The sequence below is a fragment of the Aliirhizobium wenxiniae genome (genome assembly GCF_014201355.1).
GTDB lineage: Bacteria > Pseudomonadota > Alphaproteobacteria > Rhizobiales > Rhizobiaceae > Neorhizobium > Neorhizobium wenxiniae.
Genome location: NZ_JACHEG010000001.1, coordinates 800,166 through 815,847, shown reverse-complemented (window position 1 = coordinate 815,847; position 15,682 = coordinate 800,166). Strand labels below are relative to the sequence as shown.

Below are 15,682 nucleotides of genomic sequence, written 5' to 3'. Positions count from 1 at the left end.
CCTCATGCCTTTGCGGTACGGACCGCAACCAGCGCCCGCAGAGCAGCCCAAAGACCAATCAGCACCATCGGCGATGAAAGGACCATGCCCATGGTCAGCCAGTTTGTGCCAAGAAGATATCCCAGCTGCGCGTCAGGTTCGCGGAAAAACTCGACGAAAATGCGCGACAAACCGTAACCCATGACAAAGATGCCTGCGATAAGCCCCGGCGTTTTGAAAGCCTTGATGCCGAAAATTAGGGAGGCAAGCAGGAGGAGCAGGACAATTCCTTCCAGCGCGGCTTCATAAAGCTGGCTCGGATGCCGGGCAAACGGGCCGCCGGTGGGGAAAACAATCGCCCAAGGGGCTGAGCTCAACCGTCCCCAGAGTTCGCCATTGATGAAATTAGCGATGCGACCGAAAAGCAGACCAATCGGTACGACGGCAGCGATGATGTCAAACATGCTCCAGACCGGGATCATGTTCTTGCGAGCAAACAGGATCATCGCAACGATCGCGCCCATCAGGCCGCCATGGAAGGACATACCGCCATTCCAGATCTGGATGATGCGGATCGGGTTTTCCAACATGACGGGCAGGTCGTAGAACAGGACATAACCGGTGCGACCACCGACTACGATACCTACGGCAATCCAGACGAGGAAGTCGTCCAGATGCGTCTTTGTCATTGGTGCGGCATCGCCTTTCCATAGCGTCGGCCGGTCGATCAGCTTGCGGGCATAAAGCCAGCCGATCATGATGCCGGCGACATAGGCCAGGCCATACCAGTGAACGGCAAGAGGCCCGATGGCAAATGCCACCGGATCGATGTCTGGAAACGGCAGAATGGCGAGAAGATTCAGTGCTTCGTACAATGTTTGTTCCCGGTTTGACCGACGTCGGCGGACCATGGCCTTACCAAAAGTGGCGGTCAAGCCGGAATCGCGCAACCGGTTACCACAGTAGTGGATGGAGCTTGCAACAAACCGCCGCTGGCCCTACTTCCTTGTCATGGACTTAATGATATGCCGGGGCATTTCCGCCGGCTTCAAGGAGATGACGACATGTCGACCGGGACCAACCGTATTTTCGACGACTTCGCAAAGATCATGACCGACGCAGCGGGCGCTGCCCAGGGCGTACGCAAGGAAATGGAAACTGCTTTTCATGCGCAGGCCGATCGTTTCCTCAACAGCATGGACGTGGTGAAGCGTGAGGAATTCGAGGCGGTGCGCGAGATGGCTGCTCGCGCTCGCGACGAGAATGACGCGCTGAAGGCTCGTATCGAAGCGCTCGAGGCTAAGCTGGCTTCCCAGCAAGGCTGATTGCAGAGCCGCCTGTCTCCCAGAATCATTTCGGCCTCTCATGTCCGCATGGGAGGCCGATTCGTATCTGTCATTAACTTTTCCGTGCCGTGTCGGGACGATGTCCCCTTGTGGTGAGCTGTGAATGTCCTCAAAAAACTCCCCCCTGTGGACACTTCCGAAAAAGCTAAGCGACAGAGTCATTTACCCATCTCCGCTGATCTCCGATACGAACCGCTTCAACACGTAACCCACCGAAATAATGGGGGGAGGGGGTGGAAGCTAGAAGTGGTCTAGCTACACTGATTTTAAATGATGATTCGAAACGGACTGGTAAGCTCCAGGCAGGGTTACAGCGTTAATCTGGCGGCGCCGTAAGATCATCGGGAGTGTTGTTTCCGGTTAATTGTTTCGCGTGTTGGCGTATCTCGCAACGTCGCATTCATTCCGGTCGAAAAGGTGCCGCATGAGCCTGATGGAATTGGAAATTGAACGTCAATCGAATCCGGTCGACATGATCGAATTCGTCGCTGCGTCCAACGACTGGACGTTCGAACGCTCCGGCGAAGACGAAATCGCCATGACCGTGGAAGGCCGCTGGACCGACTACCACGTGTCATTTTCCTGGATGGAGGATTTCGAGGCGCTGCATCTCGCGTGTGCCTTCGATCTCAAGATCCCCGATACGCGCATGAACGAAATCCTCCGCCTGCTGTCGCATGTGAACGGCCAGACGCTGATGGGCCATTTCGACTTGTGGCGTCAGGAGGATGTGATCATTTTCCGTCAGTCGCTGCTTCTGGCCGGCGGTGCCGAACCGACCAATCAGCAGGTGGAAGTGCTGCTTTCCAGCGCGCTCGATGCCTGCGAAAGCTATTACCAGGCATTCCAGTTCGTCGTCTGGTCGGGCATGGAAGCCAAGGCTGCCATGGACGCGGTTCTTTTCGAAACCGTCGGCGAGTGCTGAACATGGTGGCGGGCAGCGGATCGATCGTCCTCGTTGGTGCCGGTAATATGGGCGGCGCCATGCTGTCCGGCTGGCTGGACAAGGGTGTTGAGGGTCGCCGCATCACGGTTGTCGATCCGTCTCCTTCGGAGAAGATGCAGGAGAAAATTTCGGCAGCAGGCGCAAGACATGCGACTGCCGTACCTGAGGGTATGGTCGCCGACATTCTTTTCCTGGCGGTCAAGCCGCAGATGATGGACACGGTTCTGCCGCCCCTGAAGGCGGCTGTCGGCGAAAAGACCGTTGTCGTTTCCGTCGCGGCAGGCAAGACGCTCGGCTTTCTTCAAAGCCATCTCGGCGATGCGGCCATGGTTCGTGCCATGCCGAATACGCCGGCGATGATCGGCCGTGGTGTGACCGGTGCTTTCGCCAATGCGCGCGTCGGTGATGCGCAGCGTCAGGCTGTCGATGAATTGCTCAGGGTCAGCGGGCCCGTTGAATGGGTCGCAACCGAAGCCGATATCGACGCCGTGACGGCGGTGTCGGGTAGCGGGCCTGCATATGTATTCTATCTCGTCGAGTGCATGGCAGAGGCGGGTCGCAAGTTGGGCCTGCCGGCGGACCTCGCCATGCGGCTCGCGCGGGAGACCGTCTCGGGGGCTGGTGAGTTGTTGAACCAGTCCCCGGAGGACGCGTCGCAGCTTCGCAAGAACGTCACGTCGCCGGGTGGCACGACGGCTGCAGCACTTTCCGTGCTGATGGCGGATGACGGCATACAGCCGATTTTCGACAAGGCGATTGCCGCCGCACGCACACGGGCCGAAGAGCTGGGCAGATAAGGTAGCATGCATGGCAGACGAGATTACATACGGGGATTTCGAAAAGGTCGATATCCGGGTTGGAACCATCGTCGAGGCAGAGCCCTTTCCTGAAGCCCGCAAGCCTGCCTACAAGCTGAAGATCGATTTCGGTCCCGAGATCGGTGTGAAGAAATCATCTGCGCAGATCACCGTGCACTACACGCTTGATCAGCTGATCGGTCGTCAGGTTCTCGGTGTCGTGAATTTTCCGCCGCGCCAGATTGGTCCGGTTCGTTCCGAAGTGCTCACCCTGGGCTTCGAGGACGAGAACGGGGCGATCGTGCTTGCCTCGGTTACGCGGGGTGTTCCGAACGGGCGCAAGATGATGTGAGCTGGCGACGGAAGCTTCGCTACTTCGCATTTCGTTTTCATGTAAATTACGGCGCCTGATTATGTTTCCGTGCGTGCTGCGAGACGCCGCATCTGAAAACCTGTCTTCGATTGCTCAAATCCAGCCGCGAGATAGAAGTCCAAAACCTCGCGCCGTTTCGAGCCAGTCATCAGCATCACCTTATAACAATTGGCCTTCCACGCTGCGTCCGCGGCATGTTGGAGGATCTGTTTGCCAAAACCTCGATTTCGAAAACTGCGGTGTGTGACGACATTCTCGATCAGGCCATATGATCGACCGCCTCGCGTGAGGTTGGGGATCACGACAAGCGTGCATGATGTCGCCAATACGCCGTCTGCCAAACCGATGACAATCATGCTGCCCGAATAGGCCCGAAACCGTTCGAATACGCCATGTGCCAATTCGAGGTGCGGTTTCTCATCCCCTTCTGCCAGATGTTGATACAGTTCGATCAGGGCAGGCAGATCGCTCTGATCTGCTTGTTGGATGTCCAGAACCGTCTGCTCATCGAAATCGTTCACGCCGGTATCCGCACGATCGCCCGCAAGCCGCCGCTCGGGCTTTCTCCCAGTGTGACGTTGCCGCCGTGCGCGCGGGCGATGTCGCGGGCGATGGCAAGGCCGAGGCCGGTGCCGGAACTGTCCAGATTCCGAGCTTCATCGAGCCGGTAGAAGGGTTTGAAAACTTCCTCGCGTGATTCAGCCGGTATGCCCGGGCCGTCATCGTCCAAGGTCAGGGTGAGCCACTTGGCGCTATGTTTTGCGTGAATGTGCAGCGTCTTGGCATAACGCTCGGCGTTGGACACCAGGTTGCCCGCCAGGCGGGCGAAGGCGTTGGGCCGTACTGCGATTTCATCTTCGCCGTCGATTTCGTAGCTCAGCTTGCGGCCGCGCATTTCGAAATCACTGCGGAAGCGCTCCAGCAATTCGCCGAGCTTCAGTGTTCCGAAATCCTCTTCCGCTTCGCCCTTGGCGAAGGCCAGGTATCCTTCCAGCATGGACTGCATGTCGTTGACGTCTTCGGTCATGCCGGAGAGTTCCGGTTTGTCGCCGGCAAGCGCCAGTTGCAGCTTGAACCGGGTGAGTATGGTGCGAAGATCGTGGCTGATACCAGCCAACATGGCGGTACGTTGTTCCAGTTGCCTTTCTATGCGCTCGCGCATCTGGATGAACGCGAGGCCGGCACGGCGGACCTCATCGGCTCCTCGCGGAGAGAAACCTTCTGTTTTCTGTCCCTTGCCAAAGCTTTCCGCGGCGTCCGCAAGCGACAGGATTGGGCGGATCTGGCCGCGCAGGAAGAGAATGGAGATGATGACCAGAACCAGCGCGATGCTCACCATCCAGACCAGGAAAATATGGGTGTTGGAGGCATAGGTGGAGCCACGGCGAACAAAAACCCTGAGTACGCGCTGATCAAGTTTGATGCGGATCTCGACGAGTTTGCTATCGCCGACGGTATCGAGCCAGAACGGCATCTTTATCTGTTGGGTAATCTGGTCGGTCAATATGCCGTCCAGTATTGAAAAGAAGGGCCGCGGCCGGGGCGGAGGCAATTGCCCGTTCTCCTCCACAGCGATCGTCAGGTCCAATGTCTGGTCTGCTATCCGCGTGATTTCGTTATAGTTGCTGTCTTGGGGATAGCTGCGAATGACCTCGATAATGGCTGCAATATCTCGGACGGTACCGTCCGAAAGGCGCTCGGTCACCATGCGCCAGTGCCGTTCCATGAAAACCGCGGCGACCGCGGTCTGCAGTAACAACATGGGCAGGATAACGATCAGCAGCGAGCGGGTATAAAGCCCCGTCGGCAGCCGACGTCGCAGCCAGCGAGTTAATGGACGCCAGCCCGGAATGCTGAGCGCTGCCGCGTTCTGTCTCAGCGTGTCGAAAAACGCCATTGCTTCTCCATTGCCGACCGTTTCAGGTCGGCTAGTCGATGCTCAGCCTGTAGCCGATGCCTCTAACCGTCTGAAGATAGACCGGATTGGCCGGATCGTCTTCTATCTTCCGCCTGAGGCGATTTATCTGAACGTCGATAGTACGCTCCCCGACATCGGAATCATCACCGATCAGTTCATGGCGAGGGATGGTATCCCCAGCGCGCATGGCAAACATGAGCATGATTTCCTGTTCCCGGTCCGTCAGTCGAATGGTTTCAGCCGCTCTACGGAGTTCCTTGCGGGAAATGGAGAAAGTGAACGGTCCGAAGATCACCTGCTCGATCTTGGGTGTTTCGGATGCGCTGCGGCGCAGAATATTGTTGATGCGCAGAACCAGTTCGCGCGGGTCGAAAGGTTTTGCCAGATAATCGTCGGCACCGGCTTCCAGCCCTTCGATGCGGGCATCCGCCTCGACGCGCGCCGTCAGCAAGATAACCGGGATCGTCTTCTTTTCGTAAAGCGACTTCGTCAGAGACAAGCCGGATTCACCCGGCATCATGACATCCAGAATGATCAGGTCGAAATGCAGGCCTTCCAGCTTGCGCCGCGCTTCCGCAGCATCGCCAGCGATCGTAACGCGAAAGCCCTGTTCCGCCAGATAACGGTTGAGCAGGTCGCGGATGCGCTTGTCGTCATCGACGATCAGCAGGTGAGGTGCATCATCTGTCGGCGGTGTTCTCGTCATAAGGGCATCCTACACATCATCGGCGGGCGGCAGGCTTTCGTCGCGGCCTCGCATTTTCTTCAGGAATTCCTTCACGGCCTCGCGATTACCCGGCGTCAGGTTTTCCATGGCATGGGCGATGCGCAATGATTGCGGCTCCGATAGGGCAAGCGACAATTCCCGGCCGGCCAAGGTGGGGTAAAGGCGCCGCTCGCGCCTGTCCTTCGCTCCCGCCATCTGGCGAATGTAACCGGAATCGATGAGGTGCTTCAGGACGCGCGAGAGACTTTGCTTGGTAATCTGCAGCGTTTCCAGAAGGTCGCTTACCATCAAACCCGGGTGGCGGCTGACAAAATATACGACGCGGTGATGCGCGCGACCCATGCCTATCCTTGCCAGAATGGCATCCGGATCGGAAATGAAATCGCGATAGGCGAAAAAGAACAATTCGATAGTCTCGAAGTCGATCCGGCTTTCATCGACTGCCGGCATTGGCAGCTGGTCTTTCCTGACGGGTTTGGCCGCCATTGATCGAGACACGTTCAGTTCCTTTCTACGGTGCGGCGTGAGATGCCGCGCCACATACCCTTGCGATTGTAATGCGTCGTGCTCGATAAAGCGCGATCGGCTTGAACAATCAACAGAATTTGTGTGATTTCGACCGAGTTCCTCCGCTAACGGGTTCTGTCCTATCAGGTTCGGTTTACGCGGAGCGATGGAACCTTATGGCGTGCTCCTCATTAAAACAGCCAGAGACCCAGGAGAGTTTTAATGCAGACATATTCAGCCTTGCCGCCGATCACGATTGACAGACCCAAGCCGCATCCGCTGCGGGCCGTTTTTGTAACGGTGATTGCCCTAAAGCTCGTGGTATGCGCTTTCCTTCTGGCCAACGCATCGCTCGCTCCTCCGGTAGCGGCTGATACACGCTACATGGTTGCCGCCGGCGAGTGAATTTCTGGCTGATTTCTGTCTCTGTAGGCGATATATCCGGCAAGGCGTAATCAAGCCAAGGTCGGAGATCATGGGAAAACTTCAAGCCGGGATCATTCCCGTCACTCCGTTTCAGCAGAACTGCACAGTCTTCTTCGATGACGAAACCCGCGAAGGCGTGGTCGTGGATCCGGGCGGCGACGTCTCACTGATAGAACAGACGGTGCGTGAGAATGGGTTGTCGATCAAAGAGATATGGATCACCCACGGACATATCGATCACGCTGGCGGCGCAGACGAACTTCGCGAAATCCTGAATGTGGAGGTCATCGGACCGCACGTGGACGATCTGCCTTTACTCGAAAGGCTGGAGACGCAGGCTCAGTCTTTTGGCGTGAGGATGGAGGCGCGTAATCTTGTTCCGGACCGCTGGCTGTCCGAGGGAGATATCGTTTCCTTTGGCGAGCATGTTTTCGAGATTTATCATTGCCCGGGACATGCGCCCGGGCATGTCATCTTCTTTAACCGCGCACAGCGCCTCGCGCATTTGGGCGATGTGCTTTTCAATGGCTCGGTAGGGCGTACGGATCTGCCGGGTGGCGATCATCAGACCCTTATCAATTCAATCAGGGACAAAGTCCTGCCGCTTGGCGACGATGTCGGTTTCCTGTGTGGTCACGGTCCAGGGGGGCGTATTGGCGAAGAGCGCAGAAACAATCCCTATCTGCAGGATATGTATTCGGCTTAGGAAGACGGTCAGTCACACGCATTCCAGCAATCTGTAAGTGTGCGAGATCACGTCGAGATTACGGCGTTTCACAAGGAGTGTGAGGCGCGCGATCGAAATCTATGGCATAAAAAAACCCGGCAAGACTGCCGGGCTCCAACTTGGGTCAAAGCCTCACAGGCTTAGCCATCGATCTGCAGGTTAACGGCCTTAGGGCCTTTTCCGCGGCGATCCGGCTCCGTGTCGAAGCTTACTTTCTGGTTTTCTGAAAGACCGGACAGGCCAGACGCCTGGACGGCCGAGATGTGGACAAAGATATCGGCGCCGCCATTGTCTGGCTTGATGAAGCCGAAGCCCTTATCGGTATTGAAGAATTTTACAGTGCCAGTTTCGGCCATGCAGCAGGTCCTTTTCTTTCTGTCCGTGTTCAGCGGCGGACAGCACAACACTATTGCCCCTAGGGGCGGCGGCAGGCAGTTTTAAGAAAGGGTCCCTGTGTTACCGCGGCGAATGGCAGGAATAGATTTTTTCAAATTGCCCCCAGTCTACCGCCCGAAGTTTTGGCGCCTTCGGATCGCATTATTATAGGTCTTCCCATGCTCGTAAATTGCCCGAACCGCGGCAGATTGCTGTGTTTATAGGGAATTGGCAAGAAAAAGTTTTGCGAAACTGTGCCGCGAGATTGAAAAGGCAAACCTCCTGAAACCGTTGGAACGTAGGCGTTTTTGCCTCCGAGACAGCTTTGGCGCTATAAAATCCAATCAGCTATCATTGATTGTATTGAATAATGTACGGATTTGGCACGGACGGCCGGATTGCCGTCCATTCATCCGCTTACCTGCAACTTGGGCAGGTAAGCGGAGTTTGTTGACCTGTTTTGGGATCGCAATTTAGCCGTATTTCTGATTTTGCGGAGCTTGCCCTTGAGAAGACGCTTGGCGGTGCTGCCGATATGGCGAGCTGATGTCGGCCTCCGTTAACTATCCCGCCTGCCATACGAGTGAGTGTTCACGGAGTTTGATAGGTCGTATTCAAGCTTTCCGCTTGAAAGAGCGGGCCTCATTCGACATACAACTTCGGGCGATTTTTTTGACCTTCGCCGCGTTGCAACAGCTCTCAGGACCTCGATTATGGCCTTTCTTGCCGATGCCCTCTCCCGTGTAAAGCCGTCCGCCACCATCGCCGTTTCTCAGAAAGCGCGCGAGCTGAAAGCGAAAGGCCGGGACGTAATCGGTCTTGGGGCCGGCGAGCCGGATTTTGACACGCCTGACAACGTCAAGCAGGCGGCGATCGACGCGATCAACCGCGGCGAGACGAAGTACACGCCGGTTTCTGGTATTCCGGAACTGCGCAAGGCCATTGCCGCGAAGTTCAAGCGCGAAAACGGCCTCGACTACGATTGGCAGCAGACGATCGTCGGCACAGGCGGCAAGCAGATTCTTTTCAATGCCTTCATGGCGACACTTAATCCGGGCGATGAAGTCGTCATTCCGGCTCCCTATTGGGTTTCCTATCCTGAAATGGTGGCGCTGTGCGGTGGTACGCCGGTTGCCATTTCGACGAAGCAGGAAAACGATTTCAAGCTCACGGCTGAAGAGCTGGAAAGCGCCATTACCCCGAAGACGAAGTGGTTCATCTTCAACTCGCCGTCCAACCCGACAGGCGCTGCCTACAGCGCGGCCGAGCTTAAGGCTTTGACCGACGTGCTGCTCAAGCATCCGCATGTCTGGATCCTGACCGACGACATGTACGAGCATCTCACCTTTGGTGACTTCAAATTTGCGACGCCGGTGGAAGTCGAGCCCAAGCTCTATGATCGCACGCTGACTATGAATGGTGTGTCGAAGGCTTATGCAATGACCGGTTGGCGTATCGGTTATGCAGCCGGCCCGCTGCCGTTGATCAAGGCCATGGACATGATCCAGGGCCAGCAGACCTCGGGTGCATCGTCAATCGCCCAGTGGGCAGCCGTCGAGGCGCTGAATGGCCCGCAGGACTTCGTTGCCAAGAACAAGGCGATCTTTGAAGGCCGCCGCGATCTCGTCGTGTCGATGCTGAACCAGGCGACCGGGATTGTTTGCCCGAAGCCCGAAGGTGCATTCTACGTTTATCCGTCCTGCGCCGGCCTGATCGGCAAGACGGCTCCGTCGGGCAAGGTTATCGAGACGGACGAGGATTTCGTTTCCGAACTTCTGGAAGCGGAAGGCGTTGCTGTCGTTCATGGTTCGGCCTTCGGCCTCGGTCCCAACTTCCGCATTTCCTACGCGACTTCGGAAGAGCTGCTCGAAGAAGCCTGCAAGCGCATCCAGCGCTTCTGCGGCGCCTGCAGATAATCGCTGCCTACCTTTTACGAAAAAGCCCGCTGGAAACGGCGGGCTTTTTTGTGTTTGCGATCTGCGGCGGCTTCAGAAGCGACGGCTGAGCGAAATCTTGAAGTTGCGGCCAGGCATGGCGGTAATGCCATCGTTTAGATAAGGCTCGTATTCCTTGTCAAAGATATTCTCGATCGCTGCGTGCAGCTCGGTATCTTTCATGAAACCTTGCTTCGGCGTCCAGTCAAGGAAGATGCCATGCACTGCATAGCCGGGGCTTTCGGGCCGGGCGTAAGTGGAACCCATGTATTGCCGGATAGGTGTTTTGTCCTGCGCCTTCACAAAGGTGCCGGTCCAGCCGAAGGACAGGTCGTGATCGGGCATTTTAATGCCGAGTGTAAGATCGGCCGTGGTGGGGGCCAGATCGTTGACATAGGTCCTTGGTCCGCGAATGTCGTTGACGGCGCCATGCCGAGTACCTGTCATCATCGAGAAACCGAGATCCGCAAACATCCAGTCGGTGTCATAGTGTGCCTGGATCTCAAGGCCGGTCGTGTAGTAGGCGGGCACGTTCCAGTACCAGTCCACTCCATCGGCACCCATGCCTGACAGATTTCGGCTGCCGAAACGCCGCGCTATCGGATTGGTCACGTGGTTGTTGAAGACTGCGACCCGGGTAGAGAGCGTATCTCCGGATGTGATCACGTCATCAAAGTTGAAATCGACGCCAAGATTGATTGTGTTGTTGCGTTCAGCCTGCAGTTCCCGGCTCGTTGCCGGTGCTGAGCTAAGTGCGCTCTGGTTGGAATATAGTTCGTCAATGTTGGGCGCGCGCATGGCATAAGCCCAATCGGCGAACAAGCGTATATTCGGCGTCGCAGTCCAGGCCAGGCTTACGGCCGGAGTGAAGCCATGATGATCGACTGCCGAAAAATCGTGGCCGGCAGTCGGATTGTTGTAACGCGGAGCAGCGTTGGGAACGCCTTCCGAACGCACCCAGTCGAAGCGCAAACCCGGTGTCAGGGTCAGGCTGTCGGTCAGGTTGATGGTATCGCGGATGAAAGCAGAAGCGGTGTCCTGCGTGCCTTCAGGCATGAAATAGGGGGCGTAATGCCCGTAATTATAGTCTGGCTTTGTACTGTTGGCGATGTCGAACATGGAGATGTCACGCTTGTGAGCGTTGTATTGCAGGCCAAAGTTGATGCTGTGCTGCATTCCGCCCAGAGTGAGATCCGAGGTGTTTTCCAGTTCCAGATGAATGTCGGAGTAAGCTGCGTCGTTTTCCAGTCCGCCAACGGAAGCAGATGGGCTTTGATCGCCCGGACGGGTGGCGTGCTGGCTCGTTGAGGAGTAGCTCGCCATGAAATGAGGATTCCAGAGTTCGCTAGCACCGGTATACTTATAGTCGAAAGTGGTGGTCAGATCCTTGAGTTCACGCCAGGCCAACCGGCGCCTGACCGCTTCCTGATAACCGTATTTTTTGATGTCGCTTGCGTTGACTTCGAGTTGTCCGCGGATCGCAGCGACCGGTCCCCAATTGTTGCTCTCACCATAGAGCAGCGATGCCTTGATCTCGTGGCCGTCGAATTCCGCGCCGAATTTACCCATGCCCGAGGCCAGCTTCTCATCGGAGAACAGATAACGCTCGCCCCCGCCGATCCGCATGTCATCGCCCTTGCGCCACGTCAGAGAGAGGATGCCGTCATAGGTAACCGGGGTTCCGAAATCCGAGCGACCGTAGAGTGCGCCGGTTTCCAGGAACTGCCTGTTGGCCGTCTGGTAGGCGGTCTTGCCGTAGAAACCCCAGGTCTGGCCGGGCTTCAACATGTCGGCCGCATCCTTGCTTTCCATTCGGATAGTGCCGCCGAAGCCGCCGTTGCCGTAACGCACAGATGTGGCGCCCTTGTCTATCTCTACGCGCTTCAGCAGTTCAGGTTCGACGAAGATCGTTCCCTGATCGTATTTTTCGAAATTCTTCGGAGCACCGTCGAGCAGGATGCGTGTATCGGTCTGGCGGGAAAAGCCACGGATGGAGATGGTCTGCCCCTGAAGTCGCACGCCGCCGCCCATGGAGACGCCTGGTGTGTGTTTTATGAGTTCGGGAATGCTGGCAGCCTGTATTCGCGCCATCGATGCCTGGTCGATCACTGATTTGCTCGGATCCCCGTCGCCATAATAGCGGCTGCCGGTAAGAACGATCGGCTCCAGAGTTGTCTGCTCGCCGGATGCCGCATCCGCTCCACCTGCCTTGCTCAAGGTCACCATTGATGCGCCGGAGTAACGATATGAGATGCCGGTGCCGACCAGAAGACGAGATAGCGCTGCCTCCACGGTCAAGTTTCCAGAAATGCCCGATGTCGAGACGCCCTGTGCTACCGAAGCGTCGAAAGCGATCTGCAGCCCCGCCTGTGCCGCGAGAGTATTGAGTGCTCTGGTCAATGAACCTGCGGGAATATCAATTGAAACGGTCGCAGCTTGCTGGGCGCGTGTCGCCTCGACCGTCGAAAATAGTGCGGCACCGCTCAAAAGTACGGCAAGCAGCCGGCGCTGTCTGTGCATGCTGCTGTGTGTCGTCGAATGTGTCATAGTCCCCCGGACCTGTCCGTTGAAATGTACTTCTGCCGGGTTGACGGGCGGGGAAGCGTTTTTGGGACAGGGCCGAGAAAAAAATTAACGGCGCAGGATCGCGAGGTAGGGACCGAGCCGGGTAATCCGAATGCTGATCGCGTTTGCAAAGGCGTCAAGGGCCGTATCGGGATGCGCCAGATCCAGGCTTCCCGAAATCCTTCTGTCGGCGAGATCGGACTGCGCGATCACGATCCTGCCTGGAATGTAGCGATCGATCTGCTCCACCACCAAAGACAGCGGGGCGTTGTCAAAAACAATCCGGCCCTGCCTCCAAGCGGTCGCGGTGTCCATATCTGCCGCCTCTGCGACTTGAAGACGGCCATCGGGATCGTAGGAAATCCGCTCACCTTCGTGGAGTCGATGCGCCCGATCGCCGTTTTCGGAGGCGACCATCACGGCGTGCTCGGTAACGACCACTGTGGTTTCCAGCTTCGTGAGGTTGATATCGAAGGCAGTGCCGAGTGCGGTTGTCGTGCCTTTGCCCGCTTCCACGATGAAAGGGCGCGTCTGATCTGCTGCGACCTCGAAAAAGGCTTCGCCTCGCAAGAGGGCTATCCTGCGCTCGTTTGGCAGGAGATGGATGGCTATGGCGGATTCAGCATTCATCTCGACCTTGGAGCCGTCTGCCAGCATTACGATTTGTTTCTGGCCCGTGCCTGTCATGACATCTGCACGCAAGCGCATTGGCCCATCAGCCAAGGTGAAAGCTATAGATCCACCTATAACCAAAAGCAGACCTGCCACGACATTGCGCGGGCGCAACAGCGGTTTGTGGGCTGCGTTTCGAGTGAAATCCAGATCATTGCTAAGAAGATGGCTGGCATCGCCCATGGCGCGGCGCGCGCGGTCAAAAATCTCACCTCTGGCTGGATCCTCATTCAGCCAATGTTGAAATCGCTCCTGCAGCGCTGCATCGTCCGGATATTCCTGAAGCCGCAACATCCAGTCGACCGCCTGTGCGCGAAGTTTCTTCTCGTTTGCCTTTGTGTCTGCCATGCCTAGAGCGTATCTTCCAATCGATCCAGGCAATGGAGATAGGCTTTTCGCAAGTGTCGGTCGACCATGTTGCGGCTGATTTTCATGCGGCAAGAGATTTCGTCGGCCGAGAGCTTGCCGACACGGCTGGCAATGAAGACGCGTCTACGCTGCAAAGACATTTCCATGATGGCCGCCTTCAATATGCCCAGACGATGTTCGAGGTCCAGCGCCTGATCAGGAGAGGCGACCGGTGCGCTGACCTGTAGCGCCTCCTGTTCGCTGCCGGAAAACAGGCAGGCTTCAAAATGTTCGCGGCGAAAACGGTCGATGCCGAGATTGATGCAGGCGCGTATCAGGAAGGCTTTCAGCGACACCTTGTTCTCGAGCGCGCCGTCCTTCTGGCGCAGGCGAATGTAAAGGTCGTGGACGATTTCCTGTATATTTGCAGGATTATGGCCTCGCCGTCGCACGCTTCCGCAAAGCTCGTCGTAATAGGCAAGAATGGCCCGATCCAGCAGCGGGTTTTCACCGGCCGAAGAGGCATGTTCGCTAGCAGAGGGGGCGCGAAAATGCGCTGTCATGAGAAACTCGGATACGAAAGCCGAAGGGTTAGCACTGCCTCTTAGATGACGGGAAAACCTATTGCAATAAATATGATGATTTTTATCATGTTTATCGCCGGCTGCCGTATGATGATGATCATGTCGACATCGGACGGCCTGATCTCGCCCGATGTCGAGGCAATGCTAGGCCTTTGTGAGCTTGACGATCGTGGATTTTCCACCGCCCCGTTGTTCGGTAACGGCATAAACTGCCCCGTCCGGCCCCACCTTTACGTCGCGGATGCGGGCGTTGAGCGGTACCCGTTCTTCATAAGCTACCTTGTCATCATTCATGTGCAGAACGACGACGCCCTGGCTGACGAGCCCCCCAACCAGGAAGGCATTTTTCCATTCGGGAATGGCGTCGCCGTCATAAAAGGCCATGCCCGAGGGGCCGATTACCGGGTCCCAGTAGTAAACCGGTTGTTCGGTTTCTGCTTTTTCCGTAATGCCGCTGCCAACCGCGTTTCCGTTATATTCAACGCCGTAGGTGACCTCCGGCCAGCCATAGTTCTTGCCGGCCTCCGGCCTGTTCAGTTCGTCGCCGCCACGTGGGCCGTGTTCGACGGTCCAGAGGCGTCCCTGAGCGTCCAGAGCAGCGGACTGCATGTTGCGATGGCCGAGACTCCAGATTTCCGGCTGGGCGCCATCCGTATTGACGAAGGGATTGTCGGGAAGGGCCTTGCCGCTCGCGTCAATCCGGAAGACCTTTCCAAGCCCGCTGCCGAGCTCCTGGGCTTGCACGCGCGGCTGGCGGTCTGAGCGTTCCCCAACCGTTACGTAAAGCTCGTTGTTCGGGCCGAAAGTGAGGCGCGAACCGAAATGCGAGCGGCCGTCGTAACTCGGTGTCTGACGGAAGATGACACTCACGTCTTCGAGCTTGCCGCCGCCATTATCGTCGACCACCAGTTTCGCCGAGGCGACAGATGTGCCGTTTCCATCCTCGCGTGGTTCCGAGAAGGAAAAGAAGATCATGCCTGACGTTGCATGATCCGGTGCGAGTGCGACATCGAGCAGTCCGCCCTGACCTCCGAACGCCACTTCGGGTACGCCGGCGATTGCCGGGCCGGCGTCGCCTTCCTTAGAGATGATATGCATGGCGCCCTGTTTGGCAGTGACCAGCATGCGCCCATCGGGCAGGAACTCCATCGCCCACAGATGCGGTAGATCATCCGCAAAAACTTCGGTGCTAATCTTCGGCAATGTTGCCGGTTGCGGTGCGCGCGTCTGATTTTCGAAGGATGGCTTTTGGTCCGGGGCGTTTGCGCGGCCCGTTTCTGCGGGCTGGCCGGTGGTCTGGGCAAGAGTTGGAGTGGAGATGAATGCGGATGCAATAGCCGTGCAGGCCAGCATGAGGGTGAGGCGTTTCATTCTATCTCCCTTTGAAATGAACTCTTTGGATGGAGATAGGGGCTTGCACCGAAAGGGTCGAACACGTGTCGATCAAGTTTAGTTTAT

17 protein-coding genes and 1 pseudogene are annotated in these 15,682 nt (G+C 56.9%); 7 read left to right on the top strand and 11 right to left on the bottom strand.

Annotated features, from left to right (window positions below; all coding sequences use genetic code 11):
* Nucleotides 1–2 precede the first annotated feature (2 nt).
* The gene (gene lgt, locus HNQ72_RS03980; RefSeq protein ID WP_183989722.1) at nt 3–854 is read right to left on the bottom strand and encodes a prolipoprotein diacylglyceryl transferase; all 852 of its coding nucleotides are present in this window, start codon (nt 852–854) and stop codon (nt 3–5) included.
* 189 nt (nt 855–1,043) lie between these two features.
* Between lgt and HNQ72_RS03975 the strand changes: the two genes are divergently transcribed.
* The 4 genes from HNQ72_RS03975 to HNQ72_RS03960 all read left to right on the top strand — a co-directional run bounded on the left by HNQ72_RS03975 (nt 1,044) and on the right by HNQ72_RS03960 (nt 3,420).
* Complete coding sequence (locus HNQ72_RS03975) at nt 1,044–1,304, top strand: accessory factor UbiK family protein (protein WP_183821403.1); 261 nt, start codon at nt 1,044–1,046, stop codon at nt 1,302–1,304.
* A gap of 445 nt (nt 1,305–1,749) precedes the next feature.
* The gene (locus HNQ72_RS03970) at nt 1,750–2,250 is read left to right on the top strand and encodes a type III secretion system chaperone family protein (RefSeq protein ID WP_112456667.1); all 501 of its coding nucleotides are present in this window, start codon (nt 1,750–1,752) and stop codon (nt 2,248–2,250) included.
* A gap of 2 nt (nt 2,251–2,252) precedes the next feature.
* Nucleotides 2,253–3,068: a pyrroline-5-carboxylate reductase gene (gene proC, locus HNQ72_RS03965; RefSeq protein ID WP_183989720.1), complete on the top strand. Its 816-nt coding sequence runs from the start codon at nt 2,253–2,255 to the stop codon at nt 3,066–3,068.
* 10 nt (nt 3,069–3,078) lie between these two features.
* On the top strand, nt 3,079–3,420 hold the full coding sequence (locus HNQ72_RS03960) for a tRNA-binding protein (protein ID WP_183989718.1): 342 nt from the start codon (nt 3,079–3,081) through the stop codon (nt 3,418–3,420).
* Between the two features lie 59 nt (nt 3,421–3,479).
* Here the strand turns inward: HNQ72_RS03960 and HNQ72_RS03955 are convergent, their stop codons facing one another.
* Genes HNQ72_RS03955 through HNQ72_RS03940 form a run of 4 tightly spaced genes read right to left on the bottom strand, consistent with a single transcriptional unit; the run spans nt 3,480 to nt 6,536 of the window.
* Nucleotides 3,480–3,962: a GNAT family N-acetyltransferase gene (locus HNQ72_RS03955; protein ID WP_244654283.1), complete on the bottom strand. Its 483-nt coding sequence runs from the start codon at nt 3,960–3,962 to the stop codon at nt 3,480–3,482.
* On the bottom strand, nt 3,959–5,338 hold the full coding sequence (locus HNQ72_RS03950) for an ATP-binding protein (RefSeq protein ID WP_183989716.1): 1,380 nt from the start codon (nt 5,336–5,338) through the stop codon (nt 3,959–3,961). The genes HNQ72_RS03955 and HNQ72_RS03950 overlap by 4 nt, the downstream gene beginning before the upstream one ends.
* 31 nt (nt 5,339–5,369) lie before the next feature.
* Nucleotides 5,370–6,065 (bottom strand): response regulator, encoded by a 696-nt coding sequence (locus HNQ72_RS03945; protein ID WP_148147513.1) that lies wholly within the window; start codon nt 6,063–6,065, stop codon nt 5,370–5,372.
* Between the two features lie 9 nt (nt 6,066–6,074).
* Entirely contained in the window at nt 6,075–6,536 is a 462-nt protein-coding gene (locus HNQ72_RS03940; RefSeq protein WP_183989714.1) for a MarR family winged helix-turn-helix transcriptional regulator, read from the bottom strand.
* Nucleotides 6,537–6,815: 279 nt separating this feature from the next.
* Here HNQ72_RS03940 and HNQ72_RS03935 point away from each other — a divergent pair, with 279 nt between their 5' ends.
* Both HNQ72_RS03935 and HNQ72_RS03930 read left to right on the top strand, forming a co-directional pair.
* Nucleotides 6,816–6,998 carry a hypothetical protein gene (locus tag HNQ72_RS03935; protein WP_183989712.1) on the top strand — a complete coding sequence of 61 codons (183 nt, stop codon included), beginning with the start codon at nt 6,816–6,818 and terminating at the stop codon, nt 6,996–6,998.
* 70 nt (nt 6,999–7,068) lie between these two features.
* Nucleotides 7,069–7,725, top strand: a complete 657-nt coding sequence (locus HNQ72_RS03930; protein ID WP_183989710.1) for an MBL fold metallo-hydrolase — start codon at nt 7,069–7,071, stop codon at nt 7,723–7,725.
* A gap of 161 nt (nt 7,726–7,886) precedes the next feature.
* On the opposite strand, the gene HNQ72_RS03925 is transcribed toward HNQ72_RS03930, so the two are convergent.
* Nucleotides 7,887–8,102 carry a cold-shock protein gene (locus tag HNQ72_RS03925; protein WP_112456660.1) on the bottom strand — a complete coding sequence of 72 codons (216 nt, stop codon included), beginning with the start codon at nt 8,100–8,102 and terminating at the stop codon, nt 7,887–7,889.
* A gap of 732 nt (nt 8,103–8,834) precedes the next feature.
* Between HNQ72_RS03925 and HNQ72_RS03920 the strand changes: the two genes are divergently transcribed.
* The gene (locus HNQ72_RS03920; RefSeq protein ID WP_183989708.1) at nt 8,835–10,037 is read left to right on the top strand and encodes a pyridoxal phosphate-dependent aminotransferase; all 1,203 of its coding nucleotides are present in this window, start codon (nt 8,835–8,837) and stop codon (nt 10,035–10,037) included.
* 72 nt (nt 10,038–10,109) lie between these two features.
* Here HNQ72_RS03920 and HNQ72_RS03915 read toward each other — a convergent pair whose 3' ends face one another.
* The 5 genes and pseudogenes from HNQ72_RS03915 to HNQ72_RS03900 all read right to left on the bottom strand — a co-directional run bounded on the left by HNQ72_RS03915 (nt 10,110) and on the right by HNQ72_RS03900 (nt 15,577).
* Complete coding sequence (locus tag HNQ72_RS03915) at nt 10,110–12,575, bottom strand: TonB-dependent receptor (protein ID WP_244654282.1); 2,466 nt, start codon at nt 12,573–12,575, stop codon at nt 10,110–10,112.
* A 111-nt stretch (nt 12,576–12,686) separates the two neighbouring features.
* Entirely contained in the window at nt 12,687–12,935 is a 249-nt protein-coding gene (locus tag HNQ72_RS30480) for a FecR family protein (protein WP_244654281.1), read from the bottom strand.
* Between the two features lie 162 nt (nt 12,936–13,097).
* Nucleotides 13,098–13,586: pseudogene (locus HNQ72_RS31215) on the bottom strand (FecR family protein); the annotation flags it as partial.
* A 56-nt stretch (nt 13,587–13,642) separates the two neighbouring features.
* Nucleotides 13,643–14,203: an RNA polymerase sigma factor gene (locus HNQ72_RS03905; protein WP_183989702.1), complete on the bottom strand. Its 561-nt coding sequence runs from the start codon at nt 14,201–14,203 to the stop codon at nt 13,643–13,645.
* Between the two features lie 165 nt (nt 14,204–14,368).
* On the bottom strand, nt 14,369–15,577 hold the full coding sequence (locus HNQ72_RS03900) for a PQQ-dependent sugar dehydrogenase (RefSeq protein ID WP_373289405.1): 1,209 nt from the start codon (nt 15,575–15,577) through the stop codon (nt 14,369–14,371).
* Nucleotides 15,578–15,682 lie beyond the last annotated feature (105 nt).

Bases quoted from the DNA above. Each gene is read 5' to 3' on its own strand.
- HNQ72_RS03975 (WP_183821403.1), top strand. From the start codon at position 1,044: ATGTCGACCGGGACCAACCGTATTTTCGACGACTTCGCAAAGATCATG.
- HNQ72_RS03970 (WP_112456667.1), top strand. From the start codon at position 1,750: ATGAGCCTGATGGAATTGGAAATTGAACGTCAATCGAATCCGGTCGAC.
- proC (WP_183989720.1), top strand. From the start codon at position 2,253: ATGGTGGCGGGCAGCGGATCGATCGTCCTCGTTGGTGCCGGTAATATG.
- HNQ72_RS03960 (WP_183989718.1), top strand. From the start codon at position 3,079: ATGGCAGACGAGATTACATACGGGGATTTCGAAAAGGTCGATATCCGG.
- HNQ72_RS03950 (WP_183989716.1), bottom strand. From the start codon at position 5,338: ATGGCGTTTTTCGACACGCTGAGACAGAACGCGGCAGCGCTCAGCATT.
- HNQ72_RS03945 (WP_148147513.1), bottom strand. From the start codon at position 6,065: ATGACGAGAACACCGCCGACAGATGATGCACCTCACCTGCTGATCGTC.
- HNQ72_RS03940 (WP_183989714.1), bottom strand. From the start codon at position 6,536: ATGCCGGCAGTCGATGAAAGCCGGATCGACTTCGAGACTATCGAATTG.
- HNQ72_RS03935 (WP_183989712.1), top strand. From the start codon at position 6,816: ATGCAGACATATTCAGCCTTGCCGCCGATCACGATTGACAGACCCAAG.
- HNQ72_RS03930 (WP_183989710.1), top strand. From the start codon at position 7,069: ATGGGAAAACTTCAAGCCGGGATCATTCCCGTCACTCCGTTTCAGCAG.
- HNQ72_RS03925 (WP_112456660.1), bottom strand. From the start codon at position 8,102: ATGGCCGAAACTGGCACTGTAAAATTCTTCAATACCGATAAGGGCTTC.
- HNQ72_RS03920 (WP_183989708.1), top strand. From the start codon at position 8,835: ATGGCCTTTCTTGCCGATGCCCTCTCCCGTGTAAAGCCGTCCGCCACC.
- HNQ72_RS03915 (WP_244654282.1), bottom strand. From the start codon at position 12,575: ATGCACAGACAGCGCCGGCTGCTTGCCGTACTTTTGAGCGGTGCCGCA.
- HNQ72_RS30480 (WP_244654281.1), bottom strand. From the start codon at position 12,935: ATGGACACCGCGACCGCTTGGAGGCAGGGCCGGATTGTTTTTGACAAC.
- HNQ72_RS03905 (WP_183989702.1), bottom strand. From the start codon at position 14,203: ATGACAGCGCATTTTCGCGCCCCCTCTGCTAGCGAACATGCCTCTTCG.
- HNQ72_RS03900 (WP_373289405.1), bottom strand. From the start codon at position 15,577: ATGCTGGCCTGCACGGCTATTGCATCCGCATTCATCTCCACTCCAACT.